The 15,126-nt window shown below is 75.0% G+C and carries 7 protein-coding genes and 1 pseudogene; 5 read left to right on the top strand and 3 right to left on the bottom strand.

From position 1 onward, the window contains the following. Positions 1-251 precede the first annotated feature (251 nt). Both pepN (GTY84_RS10820) and GTY84_RS10815 read left to right on the top strand, forming a co-directional pair. Entirely contained in the window at positions 252-2,834 is a 2,583-nt protein-coding gene (gene pepN, locus GTY84_RS10820) for an aminopeptidase N (protein ID WP_161225930.1), read from the top strand. A gap of 377 nt (positions 2,835-3,211) precedes the next feature. Then, positions 3,212-4,255 (top strand): hypothetical protein, encoded by a 1,044-nt coding sequence (locus tag GTY84_RS10815; protein ID WP_161225929.1) that lies wholly within the window; start codon positions 3,212-3,214, stop codon positions 4,253-4,255. Positions 4,256-4,597: 342 nt separating this feature from the next. On the opposite strand, the gene GTY84_RS10810 is transcribed toward GTY84_RS10815, so the two are convergent. Beyond that, positions 4,598-5,767, bottom strand: coding sequence for a serine hydrolase domain-containing protein (locus GTY84_RS10810; RefSeq protein ID WP_202550314.1), 1,170 nt, complete (start codon positions 5,765-5,767; stop codon positions 4,598-4,600). 69 nt (positions 5,768-5,836) lie between these two features. Further along, positions 5,837-6,402 (bottom strand): annotated as a pseudogene (locus GTY84_RS10805) (NUDIX domain-containing protein). A 296-nt stretch (positions 6,403-6,698) separates the two neighbouring features. Here GTY84_RS10805 and GTY84_RS10800 point away from each other — a divergent pair. From GTY84_RS10800 to pepN (GTY84_RS10790), 3 genes are all read left to right on the top strand, one after another. Beyond that, positions 6,699-10,013: a S8 family serine peptidase gene (locus GTY84_RS10800; protein WP_161225928.1), complete on the top strand. Its 3,315-nt coding sequence runs from the start codon at positions 6,699-6,701 to the stop codon at positions 10,011-10,013. 611 nt (positions 10,014-10,624) lie between these two features. Further along, the gene (locus GTY84_RS10795) at positions 10,625-11,641 is read left to right on the top strand and encodes an aspartate-semialdehyde dehydrogenase (RefSeq protein ID WP_161225927.1); all 1,017 of its coding nucleotides are present in this window, start codon (positions 10,625-10,627) and stop codon (positions 11,639-11,641) included. 231 nt (positions 11,642-11,872) lie between these two features. Next, positions 11,873-14,449, top strand: coding sequence for an aminopeptidase N (gene pepN / locus GTY84_RS10790; protein WP_161225926.1), 2,577 nt, complete (start codon positions 11,873-11,875; stop codon positions 14,447-14,449). 355 nt (positions 14,450-14,804) lie between these two features. On the opposite strand, the gene GTY84_RS10785 is transcribed toward pepN (GTY84_RS10790), so the two are convergent. Beyond that, positions 14,805-15,083, bottom strand: coding sequence for a hypothetical protein (locus GTY84_RS10785; protein ID WP_161225925.1), 279 nt, complete (start codon positions 15,081-15,083; stop codon positions 14,805-14,807). Positions 15,084-15,126 lie beyond the last annotated feature (43 nt).

Here is a 15,126-nt window from a genome sequence, read left to right as displayed (position 1 = left end):
TCTCCTCGGGATGCGCGGGCGAGCGTTCCCTCGCCGCAACGCGACCGTCCGCCGGGGCATTCCCGGTCTGCCGGGACGCGGGGGGACATGGCAGGATCGGACTCGGCTGTCCGCATACTGAACACCGGCGGACACGCGGAGCGGTCCCCGCACCACCGGACCGGCCACGCCCCACCGCTCCGCCCGCCGATCCGCCCCGCGGTCGAACCCGACCGGCCCGAAGAGTGAAACGACACGAGGGAGTGCCGCCCGTGCCCGGTGAGAATCTGTCCCGCGACGAGGCCCGCGAGCGGGCCGCACTGCTGTCCGTCGACGGGTACGAGGTGTCCCTCGATGTGCGGTCGGCCCTCGGAGACCCGGAGGGGGACGGCCCGCGCACCTTCCGGTCCGTCACCACGGTGCGCTTCAGCTGCGCCGAGCCCGGGGCGAGCAGCTTCGCCGACCTGATCGCCCCGTCCGTCACCGCCGTCTCGCTCAACGGCCGCGACCTCGACCCGGGCGAGGTCTTCGACGGCACCCGCGTCCTCCTGGAGGACCTGGCCGCCGACAACGAACTGGTGGTCGACGCCCGGTGCGCCTACTCCCGCACCGGCGAGGGCCTGCACCGGTTCGTGGACCCGGAGGATGGCGAGGTGTACCTGTACACCCAGTACGAGCCGGCCGACGCGCGGCGGGTGTACGCCAACTTCGAGCAGCCGGACCTCAAGGCCCCCCACCGCTTCGAGGTGCGGGCGCCCGAGGAGTGGACGGTGTGGAGCAACGGCGCGGGCGAACGCGCCGACGGCGTCTGGCGGTTCGCCGAGACCGAGCCGATCTCCACGTACATCACCTGCGTGGTGGCCGGGCCGTACCACTACGTGACCGACTCCTACGAGCGGACCCTGCCCGACGGCACCCGTCTGGAGATCCCGCTGGGCGCCATGTGCCGCAAGGGGCTCGCGCCGCACTTCGACGCCGACGACGTCTTCCTCGTCACCAAGCAGGGGCTGGACTTCTTCCACGACCACTTCGACTACCCGTACCCCTTCGGGAAGTACGACCAGGCCTTCGTGCCCGAGTACAACCTCGGGGCGATGGAGAACCCGGGGATGGTGACCTTCCGCGAGGAGTACATCTTCCGCGGCAAGGTGACCCGGGCGTCCTACGAGGCGCGCGCCACCACGATCCTGCACGAGATGGCGCACATGTGGTTCGGCGACCTGGTCACCATGGAGTGGTGGGACGACCTCTGGCTCAAGGAGTCCTTCGCGGACTTCATGGGCACCTTCTCGCTGGTCGGCGCGACCCGCTTCACCGACGGCTGGATCACCTTCGCCAACCGCCGCAAGGCGTGGGCCTACCGGGCGGACCAGCTCCCCTCCACGCACCCGGTCACCGCCGACATCCGCGACCTCCAGGACGCCAAGCTCAACTTCGACGGCATCACCTACGCCAAGGGCGCCTCCGTGCTCAAGCAGCTGGTGGCCTACGTCGGCCAGGACGCGTTCCTGGAGGGGGCCCGGCGCTACTTCAAGCGGCACGCCTACGGCAACACCCGCCTGGGCGACCTGCTGTCGGTCCTGGAGGAGACCAGCGGGCGGGACATGGCCGCCTGGTCGCGCTCCTGGCTCCAGACGGCCGGGGTCGACTCGTTGACGCCGCAGGTGCTGCTGACCGCCGAGGGCACCGTCGACGAGCTGGCCGTGGTGCAGGAGGCCGCCGAGTCGCACCCCGAACTGCGCCCGCACCGGGTGGCGGTGGGCCTGTACCGGCGCACCCCGCGGGGCACGCTCGAGCGGTACGCCCGCGCCGAGGCGGACGTCGACGGGCCGCGCACCGTGGTGTCCGCGCTGGCCGGTGCCGAGGCGCCGGAGCTGGTGCTGGTCAACGACGACGACCTGACGTACTGCAAGATCCGCTTCGACGCCACCTCGCTGGCCACCCTGCGCGAGCACCTGGGCTCCCTGACCGACCCGCTGGCCCGCGCCCTGTGCTGGTCGGCCCTCTGGAACCTGACCCGGGACGCGCTGCTGCCGGCCCGGGAGTTCGTGGCCCTGGTGCTGCGGTTCGCGGGCCGGGAGACCGACATCGGGGTGCTCCAGATGCTGCACTCCTGGGCGGACTCGGCGCTGGTGCAGTACACGGCGCCGGAGCGGCGCGAGGAGTGCGGCCGGCTGCTGTCCGAGGGCGCGCTGCGGGAGCTGCGGAGCGCGGAGCCGGGCAGCGAGCACCAGCTCGCCTGGGCGCGCTTCTTCGCGGCGACGGCCTCCGGCGGCGACGCGCTGCGGCTGCTGCGCGAGCTGCTGGACGGCACCGAGAAGATCGACGGCCTGGAGGTGGACCAGGAGGTGCGCTGGGCGTTCCTGACACCGTTGGCGGCACACGGCGAGGCGGACGAGGAGGCGCTCACCGCCGAGCTGGCCCGCGACGACACCGCGTCCGGCAGGCGCCATCAGGTGCGCTGCCTGGCCGCCCGCCCCTCGGCGGAGGTCAAGGCGCGGGCGTGGGAGGCCGTGGTGGAGTCCGACGAGCTGTCCAACGCCCTGGTGGAGGCCACCATCGACGGCTTCGCGCAGCCCTCGCAGCGGGAGCTGCTCGCGCCGTACGCGGAGAAGTACTTCGCGGCCGTCGAGCGGGTCTGGGAGGAGCGGTCCATCCAGATCGGCATGGACGTGGTGCGCGGCCTCTTCCCGGCGCTGCGGGACTCGCCGGAGACCCTCGCCGCGACCGACGCGTGGCTGGCGGCGCACGAGGACGCGGCCCCGGCGCTGCGGCGGCTGGTGCTGGAGGCGCGGGACGACCTGGCGCGCGCGCTGCGCGGGCAGGCGTGCGACGCGGCGGTCACCGGGGGCTGAACGGCGGACCGGCGGACGGGGGCCCGCACGGGCGGTGCCCCCGCCGCCGGGCGCCGTCCGCGCGGGGCGCCGCCCGGCCGCCGGGTGACCGCGCCCGCCGCGCCCGGCACCGCGCCGGCGCCGCTCACGCCCCGCCGCCGGCCGCTCACGGCTCACGGCTCACGGCTCACGGCAGGAACGTTGCGCCCGGCCCAGGGGCGGGTTCACGGGTTGTGACAGGACCGGCGCGGCCGAGGCCGTAACCTCCCGTCCGCACCCGCCCGGAACAGGGGCGACGGGCAACCGAACACCCGTCCCCGAGGGGCGTTCCGTCCTGGTTCGGTGCCACTTGTGTAACAGCGGTTCGGTGGCGGGCGGAGTGCGGGAGATTCCGGGTCATGACGTACGACACCCCCCTCTCCCCCCGCCCCCTCCACCACCTCGCCGACGGGCGGCGGCTGCTGACGGCCGCCCAGTTGCGGGCGCACGGCGTCCCGGCCACCGAGACCGCCGAGCGGTGCCGCCCCGGCGGCCCCTGGTCATGGCTCCTGCCCGGCGTGGTGCTGCTCCACCCGGGACCACCGACCGCCGAGGAGCGGCTGCGCGCGGTCCTGCTGTACGCGGCGCGTGAGCGGACGCCGGACGGCAGCCCGGGGGTCCCCGCGCAGCCCCCCGGCGCGGGGGCGGCGCCCGTCTACACGGAGGCGGTCATCACCGGGGCGGCGGCGCTGACGCTGCACGGCTTCGCGGGCACTCCCCCGGCGGCGGCGCTGGAGCGCGTCGACGTCCTGGTCCCGCTGCTGCGGCGGCTGCGGTCGGCGGGGTGGGCGCGGGTCGTGCGCACGGCGGCGCTGCCGACCGCCGAGCGGATCGACGGGCTGCCGGTGGCACCGGTGGCGCGGGCCCTGGCCGACGCGGTGGCGGGCCCCTCCGACGCGGGCACGGTGCGCGGGCTGCTGACCGAGGCGGTGCGCGACGGGCACTGCGAGGCGGCGGCGGTGGTGCGGGAGTTGAGCCGGGCACGGCTGCTGGACCGGCCGCACGTGGTGGACGCGGTGGAGTCGCTGGTGGCCGAGGGACGGGCGACGGCGGAGGACCGGCTGTACCGGACGGTGCGCGAGCACCGGCTCCCGGACCCGGTGTGGGACGTCGTCCTGCGGCTGCCGGGCGGCCCCCTGGTCGGCGGCGCGGACGCCTTCTGGCCCGAGCAGGGGGTGGCGGTGGTCCTGGACCCCGGCGGCGCCCGCGGCGGTGACGGCACGCCGGGCGGGGAGCGGGCCCGTGAACGGGAGCGGCTGGAGGGGCTGGGCGTCATCGTGGTGCGGATCTCCCCGCGCGGGCTGCGGGACCACCCGGAGGACCAGGCGGCGGTGGTCCGCACGGCGCTGATGGCGGCGAACGACCGGGAACCGGCCGAGCACCTCGTGGTGCTGCCCCGGTAGCGCGGGGCAGCGCCCCGGGGCGCGGGAGGCACGGCGGGAGGACCACCGGAGCCGAGCCGGACCACCGGGGCGGGCCGGACCACTGAAGCCGAGCCGGACCACCGGGGCAGCGCCGGACCGCCGGAACCGGGCCGGGCCACCGGAGCCGAGCCGGGCCACCGACACCGGGCCGGACCGCCAAGGTGCGCCGGACCGCTGGAGCCGAGCCAGGCCGCCGAGACCGAGCCGGACCGCCTGGGCAGCGCCGGACCACAGGGACCGGGCCAGGCCACCGGAGCCGAGCCGGGCCGCCGGGGCGGGGCGGCGCCGGGCCGCCCCGCCCCGGCGGTCCCTCCCCGGTGGCTACTTGTCGCAGAACTCCGCCTTGATCACGGCGCCTCCGTCGCCCGCCCAGTCGCCGTTGAAGTTGAAGGCCAGCGTGTGGCGCCCGTCCCGGGTGGCGACCGCCTCCGAGGCGGAGCCGTGGATGCCGCCGCCGTGACCCCAGACGGCGACCCCGCAGCCGAGGTCGCGCCGCATCAGCCCCAGCCCGTAGCCGGCGCCCGGGGCGACCGGCACCGTCGTGGTCATCTCGGACAGCTGCTCGCGGGGCAGCAGCCGGCCGCGCAGCAGGGCGCTGTAGAAGCGGCCGAGGTCGGCGGAGTCGGAGATCATCTCCCCGGCGGAGAAGGCGATCGCCGGGTTGAGCCGGGTGACGTCGTGGGTCGGTCCGGTCAGCGGCTCGTCGAACCGGGAGTAGGCCCGGCCGCTGGGCGCGGGCACACCGGTCCGGTCGCCGGGGACGGAGGTGGCGCGGAGCCCGAGCGGCGCGATGATCCTGCGCCGCACCTCCTCGCCGTAGGGGCGGCCGGTGGCCTTCTCCACGACCAGGCCGGCCAGGACGTAGTTGGTGTTGGAGTAGTTCCAGCCGGCGCCGGGCGCGAAGTCCGGCCGGTGGGCCATGGCGATGCGGACGAGGTCCCGGGGCGCCACCGGGTCGAAGCGGTGCGCGAGGAAGCCCTCGGCCAGGAAGTAGTCGCGGACGAAGCCCTCGTCGGAGGTGTAGTTGTAGACGCCGCTGGTGTGGTTGAGGAGCCGGCGCAGGGTGATCCGGCGGCCGTCGTGGCCGTTGCCCCGGACCAGGCCGGGCAGCCAGGAGTCGACGGTGTCGTCGAGGGAGAGGCGGCCCTCGGCCTCCAGTTGGAGCAGGACGGTGGCGACGAAGGTCTTGGTGATGCTGCCGACCCGGTAGCGGTCGTCCGCCGAGCGCGGCGCGCCGGTGCGGAGGTCGCCCACCCCGGCGGTGCCGCTCCAGGTGCCGCGGGCGTCGCGGGCGGTCGCGGTGACACCGGGGACGCCGTCGGCGACGGCGGCCCGCAGGGCGGCGCGGGTGGCGTCGTGGCCGCCGCGGGCCGTGCCGTGACCGGCGGCGGGCGCGCCGGTCACGGGCGCGGCCGACGCGGGCAGGGCCGCTCCGGCGGACAGGGCCACGACTGTGGCCGTCACCAGGAGGGCGCGGGCGCGTGCTGTCATCTCTTCCCCCAAGCTGTGCGTGGTGGAGTGCGGTCGGGAGGAGGGACCCCGCCACCGCGGGGAAGGTTGTCACCCTTCGGGGTGGTTGGGCGTGTTCCGGTCGTCGTGCGCCCCGGGGCGTGCGACCCGGCCCGCGGCGGGGCGCTCGCGCCGGAGCCGCAGCCCGGTGTCGACCAGCGGGACGCGGGTCGGCGCGGGGACGGCGGCCAGGGTCTTTCGGTTGGATCGGGCCGGACCCCGCGAGCCCGGCATGATCCAAACGAGAGGCCCTGGGTCGTGCCAGGCGGCCAGATCGGTGGAACCGGCGGTCTCGGGCCGGAGCGCGCCGCCGGTGATCCTCGCCTCGTAGACGGTCCGCACGCCGTGGTGGTCCACCCGGCGGCGGCCCCGCAGCCCGAAGGGGCCGGCCGGAAGCGGGCGGGCCCGGTGAGCCGCAGCGAGTCGACCCAGAGCAGGGCGGTGGGCTCGGCCCGGTAGCCGGTCTCCTCGGCGACCTCGCCCACGACGGTGTCCAGGGGGTCCTCGCCGTGGTCGGCGCCGCCGCCCGGCAGCACCCGTTCGGGCTCCCCGTCCGGTACCGGGGAGCGGGCGAGCAGCACCCGGCCGTCACGGACGCACACGGCGTAGGCCGCCACCCTGGGTCTCCGGCGCACCCGGGGAAGGTAACCCGGCGCGCGGCCGGACGGGCAGAGGCCGGCGGAATGTCGCGGCCCGCCCCCTGTGTCCCCGTTGGGGTATGGCGGAAGTGCGCCATGGTCCATCCGGTCCAGGACAACTCCCCCCAACCGGTGAACCGTTGGGTAAGGCTGACGATCGCCCGGAACATCTTCCGGGCGTGCGGGGACCGGCCGGTCCGGGTGCGCCGTCCCGCCCGGTCCCCCGTTCCACCCGTTCCCGCCCCTTCCCGTTCCCTCCTCGACAAGGGATGCCGATGACCCACACCCCCCAGCGCGGACCGGTGCCCGGCACCGGGCGCGCCGCCCGGGCCGTCCTGGCCGCGGGGATCGCCGCCGCGCTCTGTGCGGCCGGACCGATACCCGCGGCCCTGGCCGCCGACGGACCGGCGGCGCCACCGGCGCCCCCGCCCGCCGGAGCCGCCGTCAAGCCCGCCCCCGACAAGCTCGGCGCCGACGACGCGGACCTGCTCGCCGAGGCGCGCGCCGAGGGCGCGCGGACGGTGACGATGATGATCGCCACCGAGCCCGGCCGCACCGGCCAGGTCACCGCGCAGCTCGACGCGGTCCGGGGCGCCACCGTGGGCCGCACCGAGGACCGGCTCGGCTATGTGCGCGCCACCGTGCCCACCGGCCGGGCGGACGCGGTGATCGCCGCCGCCGCGAAGCTCTCCTCCGTGCAGGGGATCGACCTGCGCGACGAGATCCCGCTGGAGGACGGCCGCCCGGACGGCGCCGCCCGGGGCGGCGGAACGGGCGCCGCCGTCGCCGCGCGGGGCGCGTATCCCGCGCCCGGCCGCGGCACCCCCGCCGAGAACCCGTACAACCCGTCCTTCGAGACGGGCGCCGTGGACTTCGTCCGCGAGAACCCGAAGGCGGACGGCCGGGGGATCACCATCGGCATCCTCGACTCGGGCGTGGACCTGGCCCACCCGGCGCTCCAGCGCACCACCACCGGCGAGCGCAAGATCGTCGACTGGGTGACCGCGACCGACCCGGTTGCCGACGGCGACGAGACCTGGCGCCCGATGACCACCCGGGTCTCCGGCCCGGTGTTCACCTACGGCGGACGGACCTGGACCGCGCCCGCCGGGTCCTACCGGATGAACGTCTTCCGCGAGTCGGCCACCCTCGGCGGCGACGCGGCGGGCGACGTCAACCGGGACGGCGACACCACCGACGTCTGGGGCGTGCTCTACGACCCGCTGTCGGGCACCGTCCGCGTCGACCTCGACAACGACCACGACTTCACCGACGACGTCCCGATGAAGCCCTACAAGGACGGCTTCCAAACGGGGTACTTCGGCACCGACGACCCGGCCACCGACGTCGCCGAGCGCCAGCCGTTCGTGGTGGAGATCCGCGAGGACGTCGTCGTCGACACGGCGGGCACCCGGGCCGACTTCGTCAACATCGGCCTCATCGAGTCCGAGCACGGCACCCATGTGGCCGGCATCACCGCCGCCAACGGGCTGTTCGGCGGGCGGATGAACGGCGCGGCCCCGGGCGCGAAGCTGGTCTCCTCGCGCGCCTGCACCTGGACCGGGAGCTGCACCACCATCGCGCTCACCGAGGGCATGATCGACCTCGTCGCCCACCGCGGCGTCGACATCGTCAACATGTCGATCGGCGGCCTCCCGGCCCTCAACGACGGCAACAACGCGCGGGCCAGGCTCTACACCCGTCTGATCGACACCTACGGCGTCCAGCTCGTCGTCTCCGCGGGCAACTCCGGCCCCGGCACCAACACCATCGGCGACCCGGGGCTGGCCGACAAGGTCGTCTCGGTGGGCGCCGCCGCCTCCCGCGAGACCTGGGCCGCCAACTACGGCTCCGTGGTGCGCACCGCCTACGCGATGATGCCGTTCTCCTCCCGGGGCCCGCGCGAGGACGGCGGGTTCACGCCGACGCTCACCGCTCCCGGCGCGGCGGTCAACACCATCCAGACCTGGATGGCGGGCGGCCCGGTCCCGGAGGCCGGCTACGCCCTGCCCGCCGGATACGCCATGCTCCAGGGCACCTCCATGGCCGCCCCGCAGGCCACCGGTGCCTCGGCGCTGCTGCTGTCCGCCGCGCGGCGCGCCGGGATCGCGCTGACCCCGGCCGGTCTGCGCACCGCCCTGACCTCCACCGCCGACCGGGTCAGGGGCGTCCAGGCGCACGAGCAGGGCGCGGGCCTGATCAACGTGGTCGACGCCTGGCGGTCGGTCCGGCGCGGCGCCACCGCCCACACGTACCGGGTCGAGGCGCCGGTCGACACCGCCCTCGACCGATTCCTGGAGGTCCCGGGCCGCGGCACCGGCCTCTACGACCGCGAGGGCGGCCTGCGGGCCGGGCAGCGGAGGACGTACGAGATCACGCTGACCCGCACCTCCGGCGCCGACCGCCCGGTCCGGCACGAGCTGCACTTCGAGAACGACCCCGGCGGCACCTTCCGCGTCGTCGGCCCGGACGTGGTGTCGCTGCCGCTGAACCGGCCGGTCACCGTCCGGGTCGAGGCCCGGCCCGGCACGGCGGGCGTGAGGAGCGCGGTGCTGGAGCTGGACGACCCGCGCACCGAGGGCGTCGACCGCCAGATCCTCACCACGGTCGTGGTCTCCGCGCCGCTGCGGCACTCCTTCACCGCGGAGGGCTCGGTGCAGCGCAACGGCACCCGCTCGTACTTCGTGACGGTCCCCGAGGGCGCGCGGACGCTGGAGGTGGCCATCGGCGGACTGGACGCCGGGAGCCAGACCCGCTTCATCGCCGTCCACCCGCACGGCCTCCCGGTCGACCGGACCTCCACGCCGTACTGCTACAACAACCACCTGGACGGCAACGGCTGCCGTCCCGACGTGCGCTCCTACGCCGATCCGCAGCCCGGCGTCTGGGAGATCGAGGTCGAGTCGCGGCGCACCTCGCCGCTGCTGGACAACCCCTACACGCTGGACGTCGGGGTGTTCGGCGCCGACTTCGCCCCGGAGGTGGTGACCGTCCCCGAGGCCCGGGTGGGCGTCCCGGCCACGGCCTCCTGGACCGTGACCAACCGGAACGCGGCCCTGGAGGGCAGGCTCGTCGGCGGCCCGCTCGGCTCCTCCGTGTCCTCCCGGCCCCGCATCGCGCAGGGCTCGACGGCGGTCTCCACCGTCGAGGTGCCCGCGGGCGCCACCTCGCTGTCGGTCTCCGTCGGGGGCGTCTCCGACGCCGCCGCCGACCTGGACCTCACGGTCTACCGCGACGGCCGGGCGGTCGCCCAGTCCGCGGACGGCGACTCGGAGGAGGCGGTGACCCTGCCCGACCCCGCCCCGGGCACCTACACCATCGAGGTCGACGCCTACTCGGTGCCGTCGGGCACCACCGAGTACGACTACCGCGACGTGTACTTCTCGCCCGCCCTCGGCTCGGTCACCGTGGGCGACGCGGCGCCGGTGCGGCTCGCCACGGGCGCCTCCGCCACGTTCACGGGCGGGGTGACGGCGCTGGCCGCCGCGCCGGAGGGCCGCGAGTTCTTCGGCCGGGTCCAGCTCGTCAACGCGCGGGGCACCGTCGCCGGGACGGGCAGCGTCCGGATCGGCAGCGTCGTGCCCCGGTAGTACCCGCGTCGTACCCGTCGCCCCCGTCCGCCCGACGGCACCCCGCACGCCCGGGTGCCGCCGGGCCCGCCCTCCGGGCGGACGGGGGCGGCGGGCAGCGCGCCGAGTGACTGGAGCCGGACCTGCCGGGGACGGAGCCCGCCGTCCAGCGGGTGCTGGTCACCGGGTCCTGCGAGCACGGGGTGTCCGGGCAGGTCCCCGGGCTGTACGCGCGGGTGGTGGCGGCCGGAGTCGGCACCCTTCACCGGGGCGGTCCCGCTGGGGCGGCGGACCCGGGGCACGGCCCATGGAGTCGTACGTCACACCGGGCCGGACGCGGAGGTGCCCTTCGTCGCCACCGGGGGCGTCCAGCGCCCCTTCCGGCTCGACGAAAATCTGTTCCCCCGGTACAAGCTGACCGCAACTTCCGGCCCCTACCGCCTGCCGGAAGGGATTTACCACGTCCGGCGCTGGGCGACCGGTCCGTCGAACGGCACGACTGAGCCGCCCCTCCGGGGGCATACCCGTCCATTACCCGGGCAATCGATTGGACACACCGACCGGGATGCCGCGCATGATGGAACCGCCCCGCCCCCCGGCCGGGTACAGGCACGTCGTCATAAGGAGTCGCTGTGAGGGTCGGAATCGTCGGAGCCACCGGTCAGGTCGGCACGGTCATGCGCAGCATCCTCACCGAGCGGGAGTTCCCGGTCACCGAGCTGCGCCTGTTCGCCTCGGCCCGGTCCGCCGGCAAGGAGCTGGACGGCGTCACGGTGGAGGACGCGGCCACCGCCGACTACTCCGGCCTGGACATCGTGCTGTTCTCGGCGGGCGGCGCCACCTCCCGGGCCCTGGCCGAGAAGGTCGCCGCCCAGGGGCCCGTGGTGATCGACAACTCCTCGGCCTGGCGCCGCGACCCCGAGGTGCCCCTGGTGGTGGCCGAGGTGAACCCGCACGCCGTCGCGGACCGCCCCAAGGGCATCATCGCCAACCCGAACTGCACCACGATGGCCGCGATGCCGGTGCTGCGTCCGCTGCACGCCGAGGCGGGCCTGGAGGCCCTGGTCGTCTCCACCTACCAGGCCGTGTCCGGCTCCGGCCTCGCGGGTGTGAACGAGCTGTTCGAGCAGGTGCGCAAGGTCGGCGAGGACGCGCCGAAGCTGACCCACGACGGCTCGGCGGCCGAGTTCCCGGAGCCCGGGACGTACGTGGCGCCGATCGCGTACAACGTGCTCCCGATGGCCGGCTCCATCGTCGACGACGGGCTGCACGAGACGGACGAGGAGCAGAAGCTCCGCCACGAGTCCCGCAAGATCCTGGGCATCCCGGAGCTGAAGGTCTCCGGCACCTGTGTGCGCGTGCCCGTCTTCACCGGCCACTCGCTCCAGATCAACGCCCGCTTCGCCCGTCCGCTCGACGTGGAGCGCGCCCGGGAGCTGCTGGCGGGCGCGCCCGGCGTGGCGCTCACCGAGGTCCCGACCCCGCTCGGGGCGGCCGGCCAGGACCCGTCCTTCGTCGGCCGCATCCGCCGCGACGAGACGGTCGACAACGGCCTCGCCCTGTTCGTCTCCAACGACAACCTGCGCAAGGGCGCGGCCCTGAACACGGTCCAGATCGCGGAGCTGGTGGCGGCCGAGCTCAAGGGCTGAGCACCCGCTGCCCCCGCCGTGCCGGGGCCGGCCGTGACCCCGCGGCCCGGAGGCGCCCGCGCCGCCTCCGGGCCGCGGGCGTTCCCCGGGCCGTCGGCGTTCCCGGGGGGGGCGCCGGGTGCCCGGCCCGGCCCCCGGGGCCGCCCCGGCCCGTCCGGCCTTTTGGAGATCGCGTTCCGGACAGCTCCCGTGGAAGGATGGCGCGACCACCCATATCGAGGAGATGACCGCGTGCCTGGCACAAACCTGACTCGCGAAGAAGCACGGCGGCGGGCGACCCTGCTGACCGTCGACTCGTACGAGATCGACCTGGATCTCACCGGCGCGCAGGAGGGCGGCACCTACCGGTCCGTGACCACGGTGCGCTTCGACGTCGCGGAGGACGGGGCCGAGTCCTTCATCGATCTGGTCGCGCCCACGGTCCACGAGGTGACCCTGAACGGCGGCGCGCTGGACGCGGGCACGGTGTTCCGGGACTCCCGCATCGCCCTTCCGGGCCTGCTGGCGGGCCGCAACGTGCTCCGGGTCGTCGCGGACTGCGCGTACACCAACACCGGCGAGGGCCTGCACCGGTTCGTCGACCCGGTCGACGACCAGGCGTATCTGTACACCCAGTTCGAGGTGCCGGACGCCCGGCGGGTCTTCGCCAGCTTCGAGCAGCCCGACCTCAAGGCGACCTTCCGGTTCACCGTGACGGCGCCGGAGGGCTGGACGGTCATCTCCAACTCGCCCACCCCCGAGCCCCGGGACAACGTCTGGGCGTTCGAGCCGACGCCGCGCATCTCGTCGTACGTCACGGCCCTGATCGTCGGCCCGTACCACGCCGTGCACGGGGTGTACGAGCGGGACGGCCAGTCGGTGCCGCTCGGCATCTACTGCCGCCCCTCGCTCGCCGAGCACCTCGACGCCGACGCGATCTTCGACGTGACCCGGCAGGGCTTCGACTGGTTCCAGGAGAAGTTCGACTACCCGTACCCCTTCAGGAAGTACGACCAGCTCTTCGTCCCCGAGTTCAACGCGGGCGCGATGGAGAACGCGGGCGCGGTCACCATCCGCGACCAGTACGTGTTCCGTTCGAAGGTGACGGACTCGGCGTACGAGGGCCGGGCCGCGACGATCCTGCACGAGCTGGCCCACATGTGGTTCGGCGACCTGGTCACCATGGAGTGGTGGAACGACCTGTGGCTGAACGAGTCGTTCGCCACCTACGCCGAGGCCGCCTGCCAGGCCGAGGCGCCCGGCTCCAAGTGGCCGCACTCGTGGACGACGTTCGCCAACTCCATGAAGACCTGGGCGTACCGGCAGGACCAACTGCCGTCCACGCACCCTATCATGGCGGACATCCGCGACCTGGACGACGTGCTCGTCAACTTCGACGGCATCACCTACGCCAAGGGCGCCTCCGTTCTCAAGCAGCTCGTCGCCCACGTCGGCGAGGACGCGTTCTTCCGGGGCGTGCGGGCGTACTTCAAGCGGCACGCGTTCGGCAACACCCGCCTGTCCGACCTGCTGGGCGCGCTGGAGGAGACCTCCGGCCGGGACCTGCGGACCTGGTCGAAGGCGTGGCTGGAGACGGCCGGCATCAACGTCCTGCGCCCGGAGATCGAGACGGACGCCGCCGGGGTCATCACCTCCTTCGCCGTCCGCCAGGAGGCGCCCGCGCTGCCCGCCGGGGCCAAGGGCGAGCCGACGCTGCGCCCGCACCGCATCGCCATCGGTGCCTACGACCTCGACACCGAGGGGCGCCTGGTGCGCGGCGACCGGATCGAGCTGGACGTCGACGGCGAGCTGACGGCCGTGCCGGAGCTGGTGGGCCGGGCCCGCCCGGCGGTGCTGCTGCTCAACGACGACGACCTGTCGTACGCCAAGGTCCGCCTGGACGAGCGGTCGCTCGCGGTGGTCACCGAGCACCTCGGGGACTTCACCGAGTCGCTGCCGCGCGCCCTGTGCTGGGCCTCCGCCTGGGACATGACCCGGGACGGGGAGCTGGCGGCCCGCGACTACCTGTCGCTGGTGCTGTCCGGCATCGGCAAGGAGTCCGACATCGGCGTCGTCCAGTCGCTCCACCGCCAGGTGAAGCTGGCCGTCGACCACTACACCGACCCCGCCGGGCGGGAGGCGCTGCTGACCCGCTGGACGGAGGCCACCCTGGCCCACCTGCGGACCGCCGAGCCGGGCGGCGACCACCAGCTCGCCTGGGCGCGCGCCTTCGCGGCGACGGCCAGGACCCCGGAGCAGCTCGACCTGCTGGAGGCCCTGCTGGTCGGCGGCGAGAGCATCGAGGGCCTGGCCGTCGACACCGAGCTGCGCTGGACGTTCGTGCAGCGGCTCGCGGCGGTGGGCCGCTTCGACGAGGCGGAGATCGCCGCCGAGTACGAGCGGGACCGGACGGCCGCGGGTGAGCGGCACGCCGCCCACGCGCGGGCGGCCCGCCCGTCCGAGGAGGCCAAGGCGGAGGCGTGGGCCTCGGTCGTGGAGTCCGACAAGCTGCCGAACGCCGTGCAGGAGGCGGTGATCGACGGCTTCATGCAGAGCGATCAGCGCGAGCTGCTGGCGCCCTACGCGGAGCGGTACTTCGAGGCGCTCAAGGAGGTCTGGGACGCCCGTTCGCACGAGATCGCCCAGCAGATCGCCGTGGGCCTCTACCCGTCGGAGCAGGTCTCCCGGGAGACCCTGGAGCGCACGGACGCCTGGCTGGCCTCCGCCGGGCCCAACGCGGCGCTGGGCCGCCTGGTCTCCGAGGCCAGGTCGGGCGTCGACCGCGCGCTGAGGGCCCAGGCGGCCGACACGGCCGCCGCGGCGGCCTGACCCCGTCGCGCGGGGTCCGCGGGGGCCGTCCGGCGGTGCGCCGGGCGGCCCCCGCGGCGTTCCCGCCCGGCCCTCGCGGCCTTCCCGAGCGGCTCACCGGCGCTCCCGTACCGTGCTCGCGGCGTGCTCGGGCGGCCCCTCGCGGCGCTCCCGCCCGCTCCGCCCCTGATCCCCCGACGACACATGCCTCAGGGGCGCCCGGTACGGTGCCGGGCGCTCCTGAGGCGCGTGTCGGGGTGGGGCGGCGGTGGGCCGGGGCCGGAAGGGGCGGCCAGGCGGGCATGGCGAAGGCGCCGCTCCGCTTCCCGTGGGGGGAGAGCCGGGTGCGGCGCCGTTCACGCGGGCCGGGCGGCCGTCAGGCTCCCGCGCCCGCCTTGGCCTTCGCCTTGCCGGGGGCGATCACCCGGTGCTCCGCCTTGGACCGGTCCAGGACCATCACCAGGGCGGTGATGACCACGAACAGGCCGACCGGGGCCAGCACGTAGAGGCCCAGCGTCTCGACGACGCTCAGACCCTGGCCGGGGTCGTCGCCGTCGTCGCGCGTCAGCGCGAGCGCGGGGGACGTCATGAGCAGCATCATCAGCGTCGTACCGGCTGCCAGGGCGCCGGCGCGCAGGGCGTTCTTCTTGTCCACGGAGCCCAAGTTAGCGAACGGCCGAACGGGGCGCGCGCCCGGG

Source organism: Streptomyces sp. SID8352 (genome assembly GCF_009862265.1).
Lineage (GTDB): Bacteria > Actinomycetota > Actinomycetes > Streptomycetales > Streptomycetaceae > Streptomyces.
The sequence above is the reverse complement of the archived record's forward strand: the minus strand, read 5'-3'. Positions and strand labels throughout refer to the sequence as shown.

Coding starts and splice junctions, on each gene's coding strand:
- GTY84_RS10815 (WP_161225929.1), top strand. CDS start 3,212: ATGACGTACGACACCCCCCTCTCCCCCCGCCCCCTCCACCACCTCGCC.
- GTY84_RS10810 (WP_202550314.1), bottom strand. CDS start 5,767: ATGACAGCACGCGCCCGCGCCCTCCTGGTGACGGCCACAGTCGTGGCC.
- GTY84_RS10800 (WP_161225928.1), top strand. CDS start 6,699: ATGACCCACACCCCCCAGCGCGGACCGGTGCCCGGCACCGGGCGCGCC.